This is a genomic window from Wolbachia endosymbiont of Cylisticus convexus, from assembly GCF_003344345.1.
The window spans coordinates 15156-36620 of the sequence record NZ_QPIP01000002.1; the positions used below are offsets into that span (position 1 = coordinate 15156).

At 33.2% G+C, this 21465-nt stretch carries 15 protein-coding genes and 3 pseudogenes; 9 read left to right on the plus strand and 9 right to left on the minus strand.

Features of this window, described 5'->3' with window-relative positions; translation table 11 throughout:
* Nucleotides 1-57: 57 nt before the first annotated feature.
* The 3 genes from nusB to yidC are packed head-to-tail and all read right to left on the minus strand — an operon-like array spanning nucleotide 58 to nucleotide 2637.
* On the minus strand, nucleotides 58-525 hold the full coding sequence (nusB, locus tag Wcon_RS00385; protein ID WP_237349946.1) for a transcription antitermination factor NusB: 468 nt from the start codon (nucleotides 523-525) through the stop codon (nucleotides 58-60).
* On the minus strand, nucleotides 522-950 hold the full coding sequence (locus Wcon_RS00390; RefSeq protein WP_114516796.1) for a 6,7-dimethyl-8-ribityllumazine synthase: 429 nt from the start codon (nucleotides 948-950) through the stop codon (nucleotides 522-524). Before Wcon_RS00390 ends, nusB begins: the two co-directional genes overlap by 4 nt.
* Entirely contained in the window at nucleotides 928-2637 is a 1710-nt protein-coding gene (yidC, locus tag Wcon_RS00395) for a membrane protein insertase YidC (RefSeq protein WP_114516797.1), read from the minus strand. The genes Wcon_RS00390 and yidC overlap by 23 nt, the downstream gene beginning before the upstream one ends.
* Nucleotides 2638-2750: 113 nt before the next feature.
* Between yidC and Wcon_RS00400 the strand changes: the two genes are divergently transcribed.
* Nucleotides 2751-3275, plus strand: coding sequence for a TIGR02281 family clan AA aspartic protease (locus tag Wcon_RS00400; RefSeq protein WP_114516798.1), 525 nt, complete (start codon nucleotides 2751-2753; stop codon nucleotides 3273-3275).
* Between the two features lie 40 nt (nucleotides 3276-3315).
* Here the strand turns inward: Wcon_RS00400 and Wcon_RS00405 are convergent, their stop codons facing one another.
* The 3 genes from Wcon_RS00405 to dnaA all read right to left on the minus strand — a co-directional run bounded on the left by Wcon_RS00405 (nucleotide 3316) and on the right by dnaA (nucleotide 6515).
* A complete protein-coding gene (locus Wcon_RS00405) occupies nucleotides 3316-4020 on the minus strand; it encodes a hypothetical protein (RefSeq protein WP_114516799.1) in 705 nt (234 codons plus the stop codon).
* Between the two features lie 75 nt (nucleotides 4021-4095).
* On the minus strand, nucleotides 4096-4968 hold the full coding sequence (secF, locus tag Wcon_RS00410) for a protein translocase subunit SecF (protein WP_114516800.1): 873 nt from the start codon (nucleotides 4966-4968) through the stop codon (nucleotides 4096-4098).
* Nucleotides 4969-5132: 164 nt separating this feature from the next.
* A complete protein-coding gene (gene dnaA / locus Wcon_RS00415) occupies nucleotides 5133-6515 on the minus strand; it encodes a chromosomal replication initiator protein DnaA (protein ID WP_114516801.1) in 1383 nt (460 codons plus the stop codon).
* 325 nt (nucleotides 6516-6840) lie between these two features.
* Between dnaA and Wcon_RS00420 the strand changes: the two genes are divergently transcribed.
* A complete protein-coding gene (locus tag Wcon_RS00420) occupies nucleotides 6841-7578 on the plus strand; it encodes a type I glutamate--ammonia ligase (protein WP_114516802.1) in 738 nt (245 codons plus the stop codon).
* A 3-nt stretch (nucleotides 7579-7581) separates the two neighbouring features.
* Here the strand turns inward: Wcon_RS00420 and Wcon_RS00425 are convergent, their stop codons facing one another.
* Nucleotides 7582-8304 (minus strand): hypothetical protein, encoded by a 723-nt coding sequence (locus Wcon_RS00425; RefSeq protein ID WP_114516803.1) that lies wholly within the window; start codon nucleotides 8302-8304, stop codon nucleotides 7582-7584.
* A 161-nt stretch (nucleotides 8305-8465) separates the two neighbouring features.
* Here Wcon_RS00425 and Wcon_RS12725 point away from each other — a divergent pair.
* The 7 genes and pseudogenes from Wcon_RS12725 to Wcon_RS00460 form a co-directional block, all read left to right on the plus strand.
* Nucleotides 8466-11539 (plus strand): annotated as a pseudogene (locus Wcon_RS12725) (efflux RND transporter permease subunit).
* 87 nt (nucleotides 11540-11626) lie between these two features.
* Complete coding sequence (gene nusA, locus Wcon_RS00435) at nucleotides 11627-13180, plus strand: transcription termination factor NusA (RefSeq protein ID WP_114516804.1); 1554 nt, start codon at nucleotides 11627-11629, stop codon at nucleotides 13178-13180.
* Nucleotides 13181-13188: 8 nt separating this feature from the next.
* The gene (gene infB / locus Wcon_RS00440) at nucleotides 13189-15510 is read left to right on the plus strand and encodes a translation initiation factor IF-2 (protein ID WP_114516805.1); all 2322 of its coding nucleotides are present in this window, start codon (nucleotides 13189-13191) and stop codon (nucleotides 15508-15510) included.
* 9 nt (nucleotides 15511-15519) lie between these two features.
* Entirely contained in the window at nucleotides 15520-15870 is a 351-nt protein-coding gene (locus tag Wcon_RS00445) for a ribosome-binding factor A (protein WP_047758755.1), read from the plus strand.
* Between the two features lie 3 nt (nucleotides 15871-15873).
* A complete protein-coding gene (ubiA, locus tag Wcon_RS00450; protein WP_114516806.1) occupies nucleotides 15874-16740 on the plus strand; it encodes a 4-hydroxybenzoate octaprenyltransferase in 867 nt (288 codons plus the stop codon).
* 396 nt (nucleotides 16741-17136) lie between these two features.
* The gene (locus tag Wcon_RS00455; RefSeq protein ID WP_114516807.1) at nucleotides 17137-18429 is read left to right on the plus strand and encodes a cbb3-type cytochrome c oxidase subunit I; all 1293 of its coding nucleotides are present in this window, start codon (nucleotides 17137-17139) and stop codon (nucleotides 18427-18429) included.
* Between the two features lie 248 nt (nucleotides 18430-18677).
* Nucleotides 18678-19123 (plus strand): annotated as a pseudogene (locus Wcon_RS00460) (DUF6444 domain-containing protein); the annotation flags it as partial.
* Here Wcon_RS00460 and Wcon_RS11650 read toward each other — a convergent pair.
* Nucleotides 19033-19417: pseudogene (locus tag Wcon_RS11650) on the minus strand (IS4-like element ISWosp2 family transposase); the annotation flags it as partial. The pseudogenes Wcon_RS00460 and Wcon_RS11650 overlap by 91 nt on opposite strands.
* A gap of 22 nt (nucleotides 19418-19439) precedes the next feature.
* Nucleotides 19440-21269: an AAA family ATPase gene (locus tag Wcon_RS00465; protein ID WP_114516808.1), complete on the minus strand. Its 1830-nt coding sequence runs from the start codon at nucleotides 21267-21269 to the stop codon at nucleotides 19440-19442.
* Nucleotides 21270-21465: the final 196 nt, after the last annotated feature.

Consider the following 21465-nt stretch of genomic DNA (forward strand, 5'->3'; position numbering starts at 1 on the left):
TAATCTTCTATCTATCGTTTTTTAAACCACTCCCCTGAACAGATACGTGAGAAGTGGCTAAGGATTTTTATTTAGTCTGACTGCATCCTTTACCTTATCTAACAATCCATTAATAAAACCAATTTTGTTTGGGGCATCAAGTAAATCAGATGCAATATTAGTATATTCATTAATGACAACTGGGGCTGGTGTATCACAATTAATTAACTCACATACTGCAACACGCAAAATAGATAAGCTTATAAGATTTAATCGTGAAAGAGACCAGCTTGGGTGCAAATAAGACTCTATTATCTTATCATATTCTTTACTGTTCTTTATAACTTTACATAACAAACTTTCTAAGAACTGATGGTCATATTCTTCGCATTCAAGTATATTCTCCAACTTACTTATGTAGTCCTTAAGCTCACAATTTTCCAATTTAAAAGTGTAATCTATGAAAATATTCGAATAAATAACCTGTACGGCAAGAAATCTTGCTATGCTTCTTTTTATGCGCCAACTTTTATCTATATCCATCATTTTAATTTATTATGTAAATCTATCATACGCAAAACAGTTGAGGCTGCATGGCCACCAACGTTCTTTTTGTTTTTGTCAGCTCTACTTAATGCCTTATCTTTACTATCTGCTGTGATTATGCCCATACCAATAGGTATTGCATAACGCATAATAATTGCATTTAAGCCTTCGATTACTCCTTTACAAACGCATTCATAGTGATCAGTTTCACCGCGAATTACGCATCCAAGAGCTAAATAACCTTTATAATTAGTATTCTTGCCTTTGATCGCAAAGAGAATTGTAGCTGGTATTTCAAATGCACCAGGCACTTCAATTATCTCATAATTAATATTATTTCCTTTGAATTTATTAGTTGCACCCTCAAGCAAAAGGTTTGCTATTTCAGTATAATAAATTGAATTAACTATTAGTATTTTCGACATTCATCCCCACTTTTCTTGTTAAGAAGAACTTTATTAAGGATTGTTGAATTAAAGTTACAATATTACTAAATATCCAATATATCACCAAGCCGGCAGGAAAAGAAGAAAAGATAAAAACAGAAATGTAAGGTAAAAATTTCATAACATTTACTTGAATGTCATCTTTACTGGGTTCACTTAACTTTTGCTGAATTATCATAGTAATACCAAAAACTATAGGTAAAATGCCTATAGAAATAGGAAAGTTATAATTAAGCAACCCAAATAATGTAAAAATGTTTGTTGGATCAGGAGCTGAAAGATCCTTAATCCATAAATAAAAAGGGGCGTGTCTCATCTCTATAGTAACAAATAATACTTTATATAGAGCAAAAAATACTGGTATTTGTATGAGCATAGGGAAAATGCTCGACATTGGATTTACATTATTTCTCTTGAACAACGCCATTGTCTCTTTATGCTGCTTTAAGCTGTCACTTTTATATAACTCTTTTATACGAATTAGTTCAGGTTGAAGACTTTTTACCTTAAACATTGAAATATATGATCTATTAGACAAGGGAAGCATCAAAAGCTTGATTACTAAAGTTAGCAATAATATTGCTAAGCCAAAATTTTTCAAAACAAAGTTAAAATATTCAAGCAATAAAAACACTGGCTTGGTTATAAAATAAAGAACACCAAAATCTACAGCCTTATCAAACAAAGGTATATTGAGAGTGTCTTTATAAGCATCAAGTAAATTCAATTTCTTTGCCCCAGCAAAAAAGTAGTTCAGAGTAGAAGCACTTGCACCAGGGAGTATATGTTTGTAAGGTCTAACAAAATCTGCTTGAAATTTATCAATGTTATTAACATTCGTATGCTTGATGCTTACATTTATTTTATCAGATTTTTCAGTTATGATAGCTGTAAACCAATATTTATCAGCAAAACCAAACCAACTTTTTTCACTTGTGCTTGTCTTTATTAAACGTTTCTTGGAAATATCCTTATATGTCCACTCCTCCAGTTTATTGTTAAATGCACCTAGTACTCCTTCATGTGATATCCAATAGGATTCGTTAATATTATCACGTTTACGATTGATTTTACCATAAGGAACTAAAACTACGTTATTTTTTGTGTTATTTTCAACAATTTGCTCGATTTTAAACATGTAGTTATCATCAAGGCTAATTTTCATTCTAAATAAGATTCCATTGTCATTATTCCAAAATAAATTGGCCACTTTTCGACTAGCCAGCTCAGTCTCATCCACTTGCCAGACTGTTTTAGAATCTGGAATTTTAATTTTGCCACTTGGATCGAGCCATCCAAATTCTGCAAAATATACATCTTTTGATTCTGCAGGTGACAGTAAAACTACTTGTGGAGAGGAAGAACTCGGTTCTAAGTGATAATTAGTTAAAATTAAGTCATCAAATCTTGCACCTTTCAGAGAAATCGATCCTTCAATCATGTTATTGATTAAATTAACTCTCTGTTCTCGAGTAGAATTAATAATTTCAGAACGATTTTGGTGTATTATAGGAGCAAGGTCGTTAGAAGATTCAATATGTTCAATATTTTCAATCGATGGCTGGCTTTGGCTTGTGTTAGGAAAATTATCATAAATAATATGCCATAATACCACAATTAACATGGAAAGAATTGTTGCTAAAATTAAATTTTTTACTTCTGACATGAAATTAAATCGAACATACCTCCTTAAAGTATATATTAAATATTGTACTAAAACAATAAAGTTTACTTATTTTTAATAATAGCTTTTAACGCTAATCTTAAAAATTTACTCTTATGGCTTCAAATGTTAATAGTATGAACGCAGCAAAAAATCTAGTTATTTGGCTACTGATAATAGTCATTACTGCAATGTTCATTGATTCACAAGGAGATAAACTAAGCAATAGGTTTTTGAGCACTTTTCTACCATATAAAGGAAGAGTTCAAGATGGCGGAAGTATCGAATTTACAAAATCATACGATGGACACTTTTATATTCAGGCTCAAGTCAATGATCGTAATATAACGTTTTTGCTTGATACCGGAGCAACTGATATTGTTCTATCACAAAAAGATGCGTTACATGCTGGTATTAACTTACAAAACATTCAAGGTTTTAAAATATATGAAACTGCAAAAGGTCAAATAAAAGCTGGTGTTGTTCACATCCCTCAGGTTAAAATAGGAAAGTTTTTAATCAATGATGTGCAGGCTAGCGTTAACATTCATTCTATGTCCCATTCATTACTTGGAATGAGCTTTTTGAGGTATTTTCATTTTACTATTAGAGATAATAAGTTGATATTATATCGTGACTAGAGAATGCTGCTTATATAAGCAGCATTCTGATGCTGATTTCCTAAATTATGTTAATCTCTAAATTGTGACCATCACTATATGGCTCCGTGTAGTACCTTACCTGGTAAGTATCATCATATTCAAGAGTTCCACTTTTATTTTCTGAATCGATATTTTTTGAAGTTAACTTTGAATTTTGGATATCAAGCTTACTTTCGGAGTTTTTAATTTTTAGAACAGGCACTCCTAATTCTGTTATTTGACGTATAACTGACTGCATTTTCCCTTTATAAATATCGGGAAAATAAAAAAAGGTATTGTTTTCCTCTTCATTGCTGCTAAATCCTTCTATTTTCACATTAGACAACCCTTTCAAGACCCCTTTATTATCTATTTTAAGTTCACTATCAATACTTACACTTCCTTCCGTGCCTGGAGCCACATACTTCGTATCGTAACTTACTTTCATATTCTCTTCTTCTGGAATTTTAAATGTCAATTTCCAATTACCTTGCTTACTATTTGATGCATTAGAAAGTCTAATATTTTCTACTTCTATCGATTCTTGAGATGTGCTTTTATCTTGGTTAACATAGATGTCACGTGTACACTTCAATGTTCCTCCATTTAAATTACACTCTGCACCATTTTTTAACTTCATATCAAAACTACATTTTTCATTATAAATATCTTTATCTATACTACATCCTGTAAATTTGGGACCCTCAGCAATATTTTTCGCTATTAATTCAAAAGTCCTTTTCATAACAAACTCCTTTACGATATAAATAATAGAAGATGTATATACTAATTTTATTATAAGTGTATTAACGTTTGTGCTTCATCTACTTATCAATGCTCTGCAGGTCAATATAGGAGCAGAGATAAATATTGCAGAGCAAGTGCCAATTGCAATGCCAAAAGAAATGATTAAGCTGAAGTCTCTCACCACACCTGTACAAATCAGCACTAAAGGAAGAGCAGCAAGAAGAGTAGTACCTGAAGTTAACATAGTGCGAAATAGCGTAGAATTAATACTAGCATCAACTATTTCATCCATTGCTGCATTTTTTTTACTCTTTTGATATTCTCGAATCCGATCGTATATAACCACTGAGTTATTGATTGAGTAGCCAATCACGGTAAGTAGAGCTGCAACTGATGAAATATTAAACTCAATACCCGTCAAGCTGATAAAGCCAAGAGTTAAAATTGTGTCATGAATTAGTGCCGTTACTCCACCAAGTCCACATTGCCAATTAAACCTAAGCCAAACATAAAAAAATATTCCAACAATTGCAATTAACATGGATGATATTCCTTCAAATATCTGTGTTGAACCTATTTGTGGACCAACATAGTCTATTTTGCGGTAAATTATTGAATTACCCAGTTTTTCTTCTAGTATATTTTTGACTTTTTTAATTTTATCCTCATCTCCCTCGTCTTTAAACCGTACAACTAAATTATCACTAGCTTTTGAACTCTGTATCGTAAATCCATTCTCTCTTAATATATTAAGAATGATATGATCCTCACTTGAGGATTTTATCTCCATCAAAATTCCACCTGTGAAGTCTATGCCTAAATTTACTCCACGCAGCACAACAGTAAGCACTGAAAAAATGATAAGAATAACGCTAATAAACGCTGTCAATTTTCCATATTTATTAAATTTGATATCAAGATTGTCTGGAATAAGTCTAACTGCCATATTTCCTACTTAAATTTTGATTTTATATACTTTTCAAGCAATCGACTAGCTATTTTCTCTTAGCTTACTAATACTGATCCTTGATTCACTTAATCTATTTGAAAGAGAGGGAAAGGATATTCGATCAAAGAAATGAAAACAACCTGGTTATCATTAATAAAGTGCTACTTAAACATCTTTTTTAATCGACTGATTTCATCAGCAAATTTTGAGTCAGTTCTTATAAAATTTTCTACTTGTTTGACTGCATGTATAACAGTAGCATGATCTCTGCCACCAAAGCTTCTTCCAATATCTGGTAGGCTTTTTTGCGTAAATTTCTTGGCAAAATACATAGCTATTTGTCTCGGTCTCGCAAGACTGCGGAGCCTTCTATTAGATTGCATATCTGCAACCTTTATATTGAAAAATTCAGCTGTTTTCTTTTGTATTTCTTCTATTGTGATTGACCTATGATTTGATCTAAGAAGATCAATTAGGGTCTCACTAGCTGATTCTACCGTCATACTTCTTCCAATTAACGAGGTATGGGCAACCTTATTTAATGCTCCTTCTAATTCTCTTATATTGGATTTTATATTCCTTGCCAAAAACTCTAGGACATCCTTTGGAACATACATATTCATTCGCTCCACCTTCGCCTGCAATATACCAAGTCTTAATTCAAAAGTTGTTTCATTAATATCTGCAACTAATCCCCAACCAAGTCGTGATTTTATTCTTTCTTCTACTCCATCAAGATCACTAGGAGACCTATCAGCTGATATAACCAATTGTTTATTTTGGTCTATCAATGCATTGAAAGTGTGAAAAAATTCTTCTTGTGTACTATCTTTACCACTGATAAATTGCACATCATCTACCATCAATACATCTACTGATCTAAATTGCTCTTTAAATAACATAATATCTTTGCTCCTCAGCGCTGTAATATATTGATACATGAATTTCTCTGCCGATAAATATACCACTTTTCTTTTTGCTGATGGAGAATTGACTATGTCCCAAGCTATAGCATGCATTAAATGTGTTTTACCAAGTCCCACTCCGCCGTATAGAAACAAAGGGTTGCTTCCTGATATTGGATCTATAGATTCCGCTACACGCTTTGCTGCTGTAAATGCTAACTCATTTGACTTTCCTACCACAAAATTATCAAAAGTGAATCTGGAATCTAGCGGTGAACCAAGATTATGATTATTTTCCTCTCTATTTTTTAGTATCGTATTAGAATTTGAACTCCTTTCTTCAATTACTTGAATATCAATAGAACATACACTTTGATCTTCGCTTCGCCATAATGATAATATTTTTTCCATGTAGTGAACTGTAATCCACTCTTTTATAAATCTTGTTGATACAGATAACAAAACTTCTCCATTTCTGCTGCTGACAAATCTCAGTGAACTCAGCCAGCTGTTATATGTTGCTTCTCCATAGAGATTATAAAGACAATTTTTGATTTTTTCCCAAGTAACATTGTGGTCTGTTACTGTAATAATCTGATCAAAAAACATAGTAGAAACCTTAGGGCTAATTAAGTTCATATACCACACCAAGAAAAACTAATAATCAGAAAAATATAAGATAATCAATAGCTTATTGTAAGATGAAAAGCTAATGCTACTTAATACATACTAAAAATTATGTAGATTTTTTGGTGATTTGTAAAGGATATAAAAACACTAAAATTGATCATTTTTTTGAAATAAAAATGATCAATTTGTAAATGTCGCTTGTACCGAGGATTAGAAGCATGTTATTAAAAACAGTAATACATTATGTATAAATAAAATATTAAATTTACTGGCAAATAAGTAAAGTATTCATATAAATATAGCTAACCTAATATAAATTTATTGAAGTAAATTTGTGATTATATTAAGTAATTTGAGCCATCATACTGTATTCGGTATTGAACTGGAGTTTTACACTGAGGAAATAAAAAAAGAATATTTATTTCTGAGTAGCATCAAAAATAAAATAGCTTCACTTGGATTTTCTTGTGAGAAAGAGAGTTCTATAAACCAATATGAGATAAAAAGTGTTTGTTATACGAATTCCGATAATTTAATTAAGCATTTTGAGTTAGCAAAACAATTACTTACTGAAGTAGCACAAAAACTTGGTGGAAATGTTTGTTTTAAAGCAAAGCCCTATTTGGATAGAGCAGGGAGTGCATTAAATGTGCATGTTAATCTCGTGAATTCAAATCACGATAACTTATTTTATAGCAACGAGCAAAAATATAGTGACTACCTGATTCATAGTATTGGTGGATTATGTTCAATGATGAAAAAACATATGTTGTTTTTTGCTCCAAATGATGAATCATATTTAAGGTTTCAACACCCAGATATTCATACTCCAACTACGATTAGTTGGGGAGTAAATAACAGAACTGCTGCAATAAGAATTCCCTATTTTGGCAACGATTTCAAAAGGTGCCGACTGGAGCACCGTGTTCCCGGAGCAGACTGTAACCTTGAACAAGTGCTTATAGCAATAATTGAAGGTATAATTTTTGGTATGGAGAACAAAATTACCCCGCCAGATAGAGTCTACGGCATTGCATCTGATCCCCAATATGAGATGGAGAGGTTAATATAACAACTATCTGTCAAATCCTAATCCGTTAAACCCCTTTTGGGTAATTGATTGTTCTAATACTCTTCTCACATCATTATCTACATTTCCGTACTGTAATAACAAGTCTGAAGGGGAGGGTTTTTGCGTACTTTGAGATCTAAGCCCTGTATTATTAGTAAGGTTGCCCGTTGACTGCCCAAAAACTTGATTACCAAACACATCTATGCGTTCAGGTAAAGATCTCATTTGATTCTTTACAGAGCTAGAATTATTTTGTGCAAAAGTTTTATTATCTGGCTCACCAAGAACAATTTTGTCAGGTACTGCCATAGTTTTTGTATAATTAACAGAATGACTGCACTCAGTGTTCTTGATTTCATCAAGAATTGGTTCGCCAAATGCGTTTATAGGACCACCAAGTAATCTTTTCTCCATGCGTTCTTGTGCTCTTTTATTTTTTAATTCTTCTTCTAACTCAGCTTCAGTTTTTTCTGGCTCTTCTACGGTATCTTTTTCTTCACTTTCATACCCTTCATCTTTTGATATACCATGAGTTTTAGCAGATCTAGCTTTTACTTTATGAATCAACGAAAGTAATGCGTAAGTAACTGCAGCAGCAGTAACTACAATGGCTATCTTTGCAGCGATGTGAATCACTGTTAAAAATACTAAAGTTGATGAAGCACCAACCAACCCAGATACAATAACTTTATTCTTGCCTTCTGTTACACTTAGAACTGCTACCATAATAACTCCTCAAATACCACGCTAAAGTTATATTATATAGAGATTTTCTTATGCTTGCAAATCTGTAAAAATTTTGATCATTTACATAAAACTGTATAAGAATTAATTAATATATAATTTATCTTAGCTATAATATGATATAAATGCGTATAATGTCTGGCATGAAAAGCTTACTTGTAGAGCGGAATAGAACAGTAATATTATTGCTCATATTGATTTTTACCTTCGGCTCATACACTTATATAAAAATGCCAAGAGAAAGCAACCCTGATATACAGATTCCTATAATCAGCGTATTTGTCGGGCTTCCTGGTATTTCTGTCGAGGATAGTGAAAAGTTATTAGCTATTCCAATAGAAAATGAACTAAGGTCTATTGAGGGCGTGAGAGAGCTAAGGGCACTTGCAACTAATGACGGTGCTCACATGATAATTAAGTTTGGCACAGAATATGATACCAAAGAAGTGCTTGATAACGTCCGTTCAAGGCTCTCAAACATAAAATCAAAGTTACCTATTGAAGCGGAATCTCCGATAATCAATGAAATAAACTTGAGCTTATTTCCGATACTAAACGTTGGCTTGATTGGTAATTTGCCGGAAAGAGCTTTAACTGAAATAGCGCGCAAACTAAAGAAAGAAATAGAATCTCTGCCAAATGTTCTCAAAGTTGAAGTAGCAGGTATACGCAAAGAAACAGTAGAAGTTATAATTGAGCCCACAGTTCTAACAAAATATAACATTCAATCAAATGAGATATTTCAAGCTATATCAAACAATAACAGATTGGTGAGAGCCGGATCACTAGAAAATGATACCGGTAAATATTCGATCAAAATATCAGGGTTATTAAAAGACATAGAAGATATTATGAATATTCCTATTAGATCTCAAAGTGATGCAGTTTTGAGAATCAAAGATATAGCAAAAGTATACCTTGGGTTTGAGGATCGCCAAGGATTTGCTCGTATTAATGGACTACCTAGCATTGTACTAGAGATTTCAAAACGTAATGGAAAAAACATAATAGACACGGTAAATCAAGTAAAATACTTAATGGACAAAGCAAAAGATCAATTACCTGAAAATTTAAAAGTAGTTTATTTAAATGACCAGTCAAAAAATGTACGTGATGTGCTTGACGATTTGGAAAACGGTGTAATATTTGCGGTATTACTAATATTAACCATAATAATGCTCTTTATGGGAACAAGGACTGCTATTCTTGTTGCACTATCAATACCTGGCTCCTTCCTCATGGGAATAATAGCTCTTTACCTCATGGGTATTACTCTAAATATAGTTGTGCTCTTCAGTCTAATTATGGCAGTCGGCATGCTGGTTGATGATGCAATTGTAATCAGCGAATATGCTGATAGAAAGATGATTTGTGGCATGGATAAAGTAGAAGCTTTTTGCACCTCAGTTCATGATATGTTCTATCCAGTTTTATCATCAACATTGACTAAATTAGCAGTGTTTTTCCCTCTGTTACTCTGGCCCGATACGGTCGGTAAATTTATGCAGTACATACCAATTACAATAATTCTAACTTTGACTGGATCGCTCATTATGGCTTTAGTTTTTATACCAACACTTGGTGCAATATTTGGTAAGCCTTCGATAACTTCAAAAAAGAAATAACAAGAATGAGTGCTATAGAAAGTGGTGAGATAAAAAATACTGGGCCTATAATAAGAACTTATGTACGTATGTTAGAGAAAGTCTTAGATCACCCCAAAAAATTTGTATGTGTTGTTGTGTTTGCTTTATTTTTGTCTAGTATATTATATTTTACTTTTGGTCCTGGGTTGAAGTTCTTTCCAGATGTAGATTCAGATAACATTTTAATCAGCGTTAAAGTAAAAGAAAGCTTATCAGCCAAAGAACGAGATTTGATACTTAAAGAAGTAGAAGAACGCATTCTGGGTGTTGAAAAAGAAATTTATGTTTTTTATACTAGATCAGGAATATTTTCAGACAACGTTATTGCCAAAATTCAATTGGAACTTGTGGATTGGCGCTGCAGGCGCAAAGCTAAGCAAATACTAAATGATATAAGGAGCAGTGTGCAAAACATGAAAGGAGTAATAATTGATATACAGGAACAAAAGTCAGGACCACCAGCTGACAAGCCAATACAAATTAACTTAAGCGGAAGTGCATCCAGTTTGAATTCAGTAGCAGAGAAAATCCTAAAAATCATGGACCAACCTTCATCCGGATTTATAAATATTCAAGATAGTAGATCAGTGCCTGAAATAGAGTGGAACATGAGTGTTGATAAGAGTAAGGCTACAAGCTCTGGAGTAAATGTTGCAACCATTGGCGATTTTATAAAGATGGCTACAAGCGGAGTATTAATTGGAAAATATAGACCAAATAACACAGATGAAGAAATTGATATTGTACTACGCTTTCCCAGAAGGAGTCGCAGCATGAAGACTATAAATAATCTCTTTATTAATACAGTAAATGGACCGTATTCTATGAGCAGAATAGTAAAATATGTTCCCGAAAAAAAGGCAAACAAGCTAAGTAGGATTGATGGATCACGCACAGTGACAATCTCTGCTGATATTGATACTGGCTATCTTGTTGATGAAAGAGTAAAACTCATTCAAAATTCTATTAGCCAGGATTGGAATAAGGAAGTAAGAATTGATTTTAAAGGTGACAAAGAAGATCAACAAAAATCAGGAGCATTTTTACTAAAGGCTTTTATATTAGCAATTACATTAATGATATTAGTGTTAGTGGCACAGTTTAACAACATATACTATACATTTATAGTAATGACAGCAGTATTTTTATCCACAACATGTGTATTTTTCGTTTTCTTTCTTATTCAGCAAGTTTTTGTAATTGTCATGTGCGGAGTGGGAATAATTGCTTTGGCAGGAATTATAGTGAATAATAACATACTATTGCTTGATGCCTTTCATCAACAAATTAAGGTACACAAAAACAGCATTAAGCAATGTGTAGTAAACGCTTCAATTTCTCGTGTCAGGCCAATACTCCTTACCGTTGCAACTACAATTTTTGGCTTAATACCAATGATTACCAGATTGAATATCAACTTTTTTACGTTGCAAATCACATATGATGCTCCATCAAGCCAGTGGTGGGTTGATATTTCAGCAACCATAGCAAGTGGAGTATTGGCTGCAACGATTTTAACCTTATTCTTTACTCCTGCGCTGCTCGTCATACAAAAATATGAAAAAGCTTGACTTAAATTAGCAACTATTTAACATTTTAGATAGCGTTCTTTACCTGTTGAAGCTATAATTATAACTAATTAAATTGGATTTATTTATATGATTGCTAATCGTAAAAGCAGTGTTAAGCAGAAAAGCAACAAGAATAACATAGTTGGAAGCCTTGATGTAATCAGAACAGCAGGAGAGCTCTCACTTCAAAAAGGTTTAGATTTTGATATTATAATAAATGCACTTAAAAGTGCTATCGAAGCAGTGGCTCAACAAAAGTATGGCAGCAAAAGTAAGATTATAGTCAATATAGATAGAAACACAGGCAAAGTTACCTCATATAGACAACTAAAAGTCATTGATGATGAGTCAAATGAAAATGAGTGTGACTTAATTAAGTTGACACAAGCTAAGTTAAAAAAAGGAGATGCAAAAGTTGGAGACACTATTAGTGAGTTGATTTCTCTTGATACTGATCTTGTTTCAGCAAGGATTGCCCAACAAAAGATTTCTCAAATAATTAAAGAGGCAGAGTTAAAAAAGCAATATGAGGAATTTAAAGATAAGGTAGGAGAAATGAGGTATGGCATCGTTAAACAAGTAGAATATTCAGATCTTATTATAGACATAAATGGCATTGGGGCATACCTTCCTTTGCGGAACTTGATTGGTGGCGAGTCATTTCGTGAAGGAGATAAAGTAAAAGCTTACATACAGTCTGTTAAGCGCTCTGATGATGGACGTCAAGTCATTCTTTCTAGGACTCATGAAGGTTTTTTAGAGGCATTGTTGCATCAAGAGATACCAGAAATTGCTGAGAGATTGATAACAATTAAAAGTATAGCTAGAGATGCTGGTTCAAGATCTAAAGTTGCTGTTTTTTCACCTGATAAGAATATCGATCCAGTGGGTGCTTGCGTTGGAGTTAAAGGAGATAGAATAAAAACTATTATACACGAATTAAACGGTGAAAAAATCGACGTCATACATTACTCATCAGATTTGGGTCAATTTGTTATTAAAGCCATTACTCCTGCAGAAGTATCAAAGGTCATTATTGATGAAAATGAAAATTGCATAGAGTTAATAGTTGCTGAAGATCAATTGAGTTTAGCTATAGGAAAAAAGGGTCAGAATGTAAGATTAGCTTCAGAGCTTGTTGGATGGAAAATTGAGATATTAGGTATTCAGCAAGAATCAGAAAGGCGAAGTAAAGAATTTAATCAATGTTCAGCTTTATTTGCTGAAGCTTTGAACTTAGAAGAGATTATGGGCCAGTTATTGGTAACAGAAGGCTTTTCAAGTGTAGAAGATATATCTAATACTTCAATTAAGGAGCTTGCTTCAATAGAGGGCTTTAATGAAGATATTGCAAATGAACTTCATAATAGAGCAAATAATTACCTGAAAGCAGAGAATGATAGAAAAATAGAAGAGCTAAAAAATTTAGGTATGGAAGACGATGTAATTAACTTAACCTTATCAATAGATAATAAAATTGCTCTTAGTAAACATAATATTAAAACTTTAGAGGACATAGCAGATTTATCAAATTATGAGTTTTGTAGCATACTCTCTTCCTCAACTAATAATAAAGAAAATCTAAAAGATACAGCGGATTTAATAATCATGGAAGCACGCAAAAAGCTTGGGTTAATATAATAAACAATATGAATAATGAAGATATCAGTAATAAAAAATTGACCATCCAAGGCTTAAGCAAGCTTAAATTGGACAGTAATTTAAACTCTTTAGCTAATCTAAGTACTTGTACTACAATAGTAAAAAAAAGAAGAAAAATTCATTCTACAGAAGAATATAATTTGTTTGACGAGAGTAAATTAGGCTCTTTAACTGAAAAAGAACAAATTTCCCGCATTAATGCTGTGCAGAATGCAGCTTTGCTGAAAGAAAGAAATCAGAGAGAAGAAAAAGAAAAAACAATAAAAGAAGACAGCCATAAAGAGGTTGAAGATAAAAATGAAGCGGACTCTTTGCCTAAAGAAATAAATAAGAAAATTTTAAGTAATACTAACTCAGTTGAACAAAAAGAAGATAGTATTGAATATGAGAATAATGATAAAAAGTCTTTTAAAGCTAGCAAAGATATATACTCTAAACATTCTAAACTAGTCATTACACAGGCAATAGATGAAAAAACTGAACAACTCCCTGTATTTAAGCAAAGATTTGGTATAAGAAGTAGAAAGTCAAAATTTACTAAGGGTAAAAATATATCAAGAGAAGTTATTATACCAGACAAAATAACTATCAGGGAGTTATCTATTCGTATGGCAGAAGATAGCAAGAGTGTGCTAAAAATGTTCAAAGAAGAAGTCGGTGAGAGTTATAGAGTAGATGATTTGGTGGATCCAGATATAGCATCTGAGATAGTGGAAAAATTTAATCATACGGCTAAACGAGCAAGTGATGCTGACAAAGAAAAGAATTTACTCTTCATAAGCAACAGAGAAAACTTACCTAAAAGACTCAAACCACCTATCGTTACTTTTATGGGACATGTGGATCATGGTAAAACCTTATTGCTCGATGCATTTCGTGAATCTAATATTGCAGAAAGAGAGTCAGGTGGCATCACTCAACACATAGGTGCTTATCAATTGACGACAAAAAATAAGCAAAAAATTACTTTCATTGATACACCAGGGCATGAAGCGTTTACTGAAATGCGTGCACGTGGTGCCAATATTACTAATATAGTTGTAATAGTAGTTGCAGCTGACGACGGAATCATGAAACAAACAGTTGAAGCAATAAACCATGCAAAAGCAGCAAATGTCTCTATTATAGTTGCCATTAATAAAATTGATAAATCACAATCTGGTGATGTAGAAAGAATAATTAATAGTTTGCCTCAATATGATCTAATCCCTGAAGAACTTGGTGGTGATGTTATAATTGTGCCAGTATCAGCAAAAAAGAAAACCAACTTAGATAAACTAGAAGAGGCAATTTTATTAATCGCTGAATTAATGACGCTAGAAGGGATAGAGGATTGTCGAGCACTTGGATGGGTAATAGAGTCCAAAATAGATAAAGCTAAAGGAATATCAGCTACATTAATAGTTGAAGAAGGAACATTAAAGATTGGTGACATATTGGTAGTTGGTACAACATACAGCAAAGTACGCAGTATGGTTAATCACCTTGGTCAAAGAGAAAAAGCGGCACTACCTTCTACTCCAGTTGAAGTCACTGGTCTAAACGGTGTACCAAATGCTGGAGATAAATTTGTTGTTGTAAACTCTGAAAAGCAGGCTCGTGAAATCGTTGAATATAGGTTAGAAGTGCTCAAGAAAAAGAAAGAAGATTTAGACGACAATAATTTAGATATATTCAGTCGTAATGATAGTGAAACAGAAGAACTATCTGTAGTTTTAAAGTGCGATGTAACTGGTTCTATTGAAGCAATATCAAGTTCAATTGATAAGCTTGGTAAAGACCAAGTGAAATTAAATATTCTACACAAAGCAGTAGGAGGAGTAACAGATTCAGATGTGCTGCTTGCAGAAGCATCAAGCGCAGTAATTTTAGCTTTTAATGTAAAAGTAGACTCAAAAATAAGAGAATTAGCAAAACAAAAAGGTATAGAAATACATACTTACAATATAATATATGAGCTTATTGAAGACATGAGGATGTATCTAACTAAAATGTTAAAGCCTGTTACACGAGAGGTTCGTGTTGGTTCTGCATCTGTAAGGCAAATATTTAATGCATCTAAAGCCGGTAATATCATCGGATGTTATGTCACTGATGGAATTATAAAAAAAGATTCTTTAATTAAGGTAGTGCGTGGCGGCAAATTGTTGCATGAAGGAAAGTTAAAAGCACTACGTAGATTTAAAGATGATGTTAAAGAAGTAGGTGTAAATTTTGAATGCGGAATATCGCTAGAGGGTAATATCGATGTTAAAGTAGGAGATATTTTGGAAGCTTATCAATTAGTGCAAGAAGAAAGAACGTTATAGTAGCTGGACATGAAAAAGGAAATTAGAAACCTAAAAGTAGCATCAGTATTACATAAGGCAATATCAAAAGTCTTAATGGAAGGTAATGTGCTTAATGAAAAAGTAGTAGTATCTGATGTAAAGCTAAGCAAAGATTTGAAGAAAGCAGATGTATATATTGTGTTATCTTCATTGAACATCCAAAATGATAATGATGATATCAGCACTGTTATTAATGAAATGAACCAATCTGCATGGTCAATACGCAAATCTATACTGCGTTATGTTGACCTACGGTTTATACCTGAGCTAGTTTTCAAGCCTGATTTAGCATTCGATAATTTTGTTAATGTAAGTAAAATATTACGTAATTACACTTAATTAATGTATTTCAACCATTACTTCTCATTAATGAGAATACACAGTTTAACAGGTTTATGGCTTGTACTATTTCCCAGTTTGAGCGGTATTCTGCTAGCTTCAACTTTTCTATCATATCAGGCTTTTTTGCTCCTTATTTTGTTTACTGTAGGTGCATTCTTAATGAGACCTGCAGGATGCATAATCAACGATATATTCGATAGAGAAATAGATGCACATGTTGAACGAACAAAATATAGGCCACTTGCAAGTGGTGCATTAAATATAAAGCAAGCTTTAGTTCTACTTTCACTGTTACTGTCTATTGCCCTGCTAATCTTATTATTAACTAACAGAACTACGCTTATACTTGGAATAGTTTCAATGTGTATGGTAGTTGTTTATCCATTACTAAAACGTTACGTTTGGTGGCCACAATTGTTTTTAGGGTTTACTTTCAACATGGGGTCACTCATGGGCTCAGCAGCAATAACAAACCAGATTAGCATAGAATCCTTGCTATTTTATATAGGATGCGTCTTTTGGACACTTAGTTATGACACTGTATACGCTCATCAAGATAAAAAAGATGATGAGAAACTCGGAATGAAATCTACCGCATTATATTTTGGCAATACAACAAAATCTTGGTTGAAAAGATTTTACTTAATATCCTTAATGGCGTGGTTATACGCTGGTATACTATCATCATTAAATAACATCTTTTATATTGCTCTACTTGCTATAGGGTTCATATTTTACAACCAACACAAAAATTTCAATCCTGACGATTCCAGTCAATGCATGTCCATATTTAAAAATAATTCCCAGGTAGGACTTCTGCTCTTTTTCGGTATTCTTTTAGATAGAATTGTAAATTCTACTTTTTAGAACCTGTACATGATCTCAAGAAAGGAATAAAGCAGGAGATAGAGTATATAAATTATGAGAACAAAGTGACATAATTAGGGAAAAACCTAAGTAGAGTTCTGTAGAAAAAACAAAACCAAAAAGACTTATGATGTATTTTGTGGATTCTTATATGTCTTGAAAAGCGGTTGTCAGTGAACCAAAAGAGTTTCCAAAATGGTGCAGTTGCTACGACTACTTTAAAAAATGGAGTGAGAAGCCTCAGGCAAATAAAAAAAGTGCTTTGGAGCGTGTATTAAAATTGGTTAGACAGAGCAATGGATTGTTGTAATGTCATTTGAATCACACATGGAAACACTAATCAATTTGAAAAATTCATCCTGTATTGTATTATAGCAATCAGAAGTAAGAAAGACCATGCTCAACGTACAAAATAACGCCACAACTTGCAAACAATGGATATTTTTGGCAGTATGTGCTCTTGCTTGTTCTGGATTGCTGTCAATAATTGTTATTTTTTTACGATTGCCTTTTATTTCTTCCTTCGTTCCTTCTGCACAATATATTTTTGATAATGCGCTGGTGATACACGTAAATTTATCAATTTTGGTGTGGATGTGCTCCATAATATCTCTGCTTTTTATCATTAACCTACAAAACACCAATAATTGGTTTAGCTTCCTATGGGTTCTATCAACCCTTTCTATGCTGCTGATGTTTATATCTGCATTTGTTCCAAACACTGAGGTTATCAAAAGTAACTATATTCCTGTGTTACAAAACAAATTATTTTTACTCGGACTAAGTTTATTTATTGTCAGCGTATTAATAAATGCAGTTCTTGCATATATGTCAAATAAGCAAACCTCATACCTCTATGTGGGACAGATTGGGCTAGTTATTATACTTGTTTCATCATTTCTTTGCTTTGTTTTAGCATATAATAATATGCCGACAGATATATATCACTCAGATAAGAATTTATTTTATGAATATCTCTTTTGGGGAGCTGGACATTTGCTGCAATTTGCGTTTGCTCAAGCAATGTTTTTAGTGTATTTAATCATGCTGAATTCCAGTGCCAGTCTAGCCTCAAGCAATAAAATTTTACCGCTATTTATCAACACAATCTTGGCTGTAGGCGCACCGTTTACATATTTTGTTTATACAGTGGATAGTGCTGAGTTAGTACAATTCTTTACTTGGCATATGAGAATTGCTGGAGCAGTTCTGCCGTGCTTCCTAATAATACTAGTGTATCGCAATATAAAGACCCTACTCAATGATAAGGGCAATTATTTGCTTCATTCGTTTGTATTGTTCATCTATGGAGGTGTGCTTGGAGTGCTAACTATTGAAGGCAATGTCACAATTCCTGCTCATTATCATGGTTCTGTAGTTGGAATCACTATAGCTTTTATGAATTTCATTTATTGGCTGTTACCTAAATTAAACTTTCAAGAAGTAAAAAACTCTAGCATAAAATGGCAGATTTATGCATACAGCTTGGGACATTTTCTCCATATTACTGGCCTTGTTTGGCTTGGTGGGTATGGTGCCTTAAGAAAAGTTGCAGATCTGCCAAGTATTTCATCGATGTTGGCACGTGCTTGTTTTATTACGGGTGGCGCTATATCAGTTATTGGTGGAATGTTATTCGTAATAGTTGTGCTTTTACATCTGCTTAAAGGCAAAGCGCGTACCAACTGACCCATAGAAACAAAACTAAAAATTGCTTTACGAACTCCGCCAACTCCATTACCATAGCCCTAAGGGTATTTACGACTCAAAACTTATTTTTGACCTGCAGTAGGGTCGAGAGCTGGCGCGCCTACTTTAGGGCTTGGTGGCTGATCCATTATTTTCATCCTGGGCCTCAAGTGTCTGTTCAGGGTAGCGGTGAAACAAGGTAGACAAGGTGATCTAAAAGACTAATCATAGAGTAGCTGTGAGGTAATATGGTTGATGTTTTAGAACTCTGCGAAAACTTAAAAATAGAGATAGAAAATTTAAAAGCAGAAAATGAAGCTCTGAGAACGCTCAATTAAAGGAAAAGCTAGGTTTAAATTCTAAAAATTCATCAATTCCCAGCTCAAAAGAGTTATACAAAATAAAAAAGGGCAAGCCAAAAAGTGAAAAGAGTATAGGTGGTCAGGTTGGGCACAAAGGAAGTTTTCGTGCCAAAATGGATGCAGATGAGGTGGTAAAAGTTACCCACTTGCAAATGCGGAGGAGAGATAGCAAAAACCGTACATTCATCAAAAAGTTGGAAATCAAGCCTTATATAGTGGAATATCAATCAGGTTGTCGGAGATGCGGAAAAAGAAAAGTAGCAAATTTATGCCTAATGTTATTTTTAGATGGATTCATCATGAAGCTTCCAAACCTAACTTCTAAATTTGCTGTTCTTTTTATCTTTTGCAGGAATTTCAACTTCTATCGTACCTACAAGGCGAAAAGATTTCCCATAACTTCTTTTCGCCTTGTTCAGGATATCTAGATTTTTTATTTACTGTTCTATCTTTGCTAGCTCTCACGAGTACTGCTGAATTAAGGTTATGTGCAAGTTCAAAAAAGTCATAATTGGTTCTTTGAAGGTTTGTCATTTCTTCAGGTCTCGAATAAACTTTTTGATTCAGTATCCCTAGAACTAGACTTTCTGTACAGCAAGAGCTGTATGCATTATAATGCCTTTTGCATCTTGCTAATCCTTTTGTTTTCTATGCACTTTTATTAAGCGTTTTGCTCAAATTTATAAAATTCTCAATATTGTTCAACAACTCCATCTTACTATCCGCTTGCTCATTCTCAACCTTTTTAGATTTAAGATCTTTAAGTACATTATTAAAATCATCCATGGTCACTGTTATTTTTGGTTCATCTTCTGACTCTTCTTTGTAGATCTGATCTATAGCATGAAATTTTGCTTCATTTACCAAATTTTCTAGATCAGCTCCTGAAAAATCATTAGTTTTATCTGAAAGTTCTGCCAGATTTACATCTGATGCCATTGGTACTCCCTTCATATAAAGAGTCAATATTTTTTCACGTAGGCTCTTATCTGGTAAAGAAATTTCAATGTGTTTAGAGAGGCGACCTGGTCTAATCACCGCTTCATCTAAACTGTCTAGACGATTAGTTGCAGCAATCACTGTCACGCCTTCCATAGGATTAAAACCATCAAGCTCGTGTAAAAACTGATTTACAATTCGGTTGTGTTCTTCATTACTTCGTCCACTATTACTACGTTTTGTACAAACAGCATCTATTTCATCTATAAAGACTATGCAAGGAGCATTTTCTCTCGCTTTTTCAAAAAGATCTTTTATGTAATGTGCGCTGTGTCCAGCATATTTTTGCATACATTCAGATCCAGAAACGCTAATAAATTTAGCATTAGCTTCACATGCAATTGCACGAGCAATAAGAGTTTTACCATTCCCAGGTAGACCATATAAAATATAGCCTGTTGGCATCTTGCAACCTAACATTTCAAGAGCTTGCTTCTTCTTCTCTGATATATGACCACAAATCATTTTTAACTCTTCTTTTACTTTCTCTGAAACAATAACATCATCAAGTGTTACTTTTTTCTGCTTGTCTGGATCAACTATCTCTATTCTAGAAGAGCCTTTTATTGCACGAACAAGATCATCTAATTCTTTTGAGTGTGTTGCTTTGTTAACCGATTTTTTTTCATCACTCACTTTTTCAACATTTATTATGTCTAAATCTTGATCTTCTTCAATCTCATTTTTAGCATTCGGTTCAGCCACTTTGTACGTAATATATCTAGCTATAGATGCAAATGCATACAAAATACTTACATACAACAACACCTTTAATACAGGCACATCAGATGCAATTACATTAATCGCAGCAATTGATGTTGCCATAGCAGCGCCTAACAACGACATTGAGCAAAAAACGATATAACCTTGAATTTTCGCTTTTTTCAGCTGAATTAAGTATCCAGAGCCATTAGGATGCTTGGATGCATAAATATCCACTGGAGTTTTATCATGAAAATTCTTTAACCAAGGATCTGCATTTTTTCTTATTAGAATTGATATTGTTTTTCTATTTCCATTATCTGCAGCATAATGCAAAGGAGTATTGCCCTCTTTATCCATTACATTAACACTTATCCCTTTATTTAAGAAAAATTCTACTACTTCAGCATGACCATTTTCAGCAGCTAAATGTAAAGGAAACTTCTTGTGCTTACTATCTTTCTTATTAACATCAGCTCCTGCTGCTACCAGGACTTTTGCTACGTTTTCAAAGCCACCTCTAGCAGCTACGTGCAACAATGTAAGTTCTTGACTAAATAAATGATTTAAATCAAATACAGCTTTTCTCCACTCTTCATTAAGTTTTTGACTAAATAAATGATTTACATCAAATCCAACTTTTCTCCACTCTTCATATAGATCTTGATCCTGTTTCTTTAGTTCTTCTTGTATTTCCTGAATTATATTATCTTCATTTAAATCTGCCTTATCGTTAATTATACTGAGTACTTTTGCTAGTAATTGATCACTTGTCATAATCTTGTCTTTAATCTTAAGTAATATATTTAATTATTATATAGCTATAATAAAAAGTCAATATTTATTTTAAATAAGGTAATAATTGGGATTGTGAATAGTGGTTCGGTCATTCACCCCTTTTTCGTCATTCAAGTAGACCTTCATTGTCATCCCAGTACTGGGATCCAGAAGGCTGATCAGGTAATAAGAACTG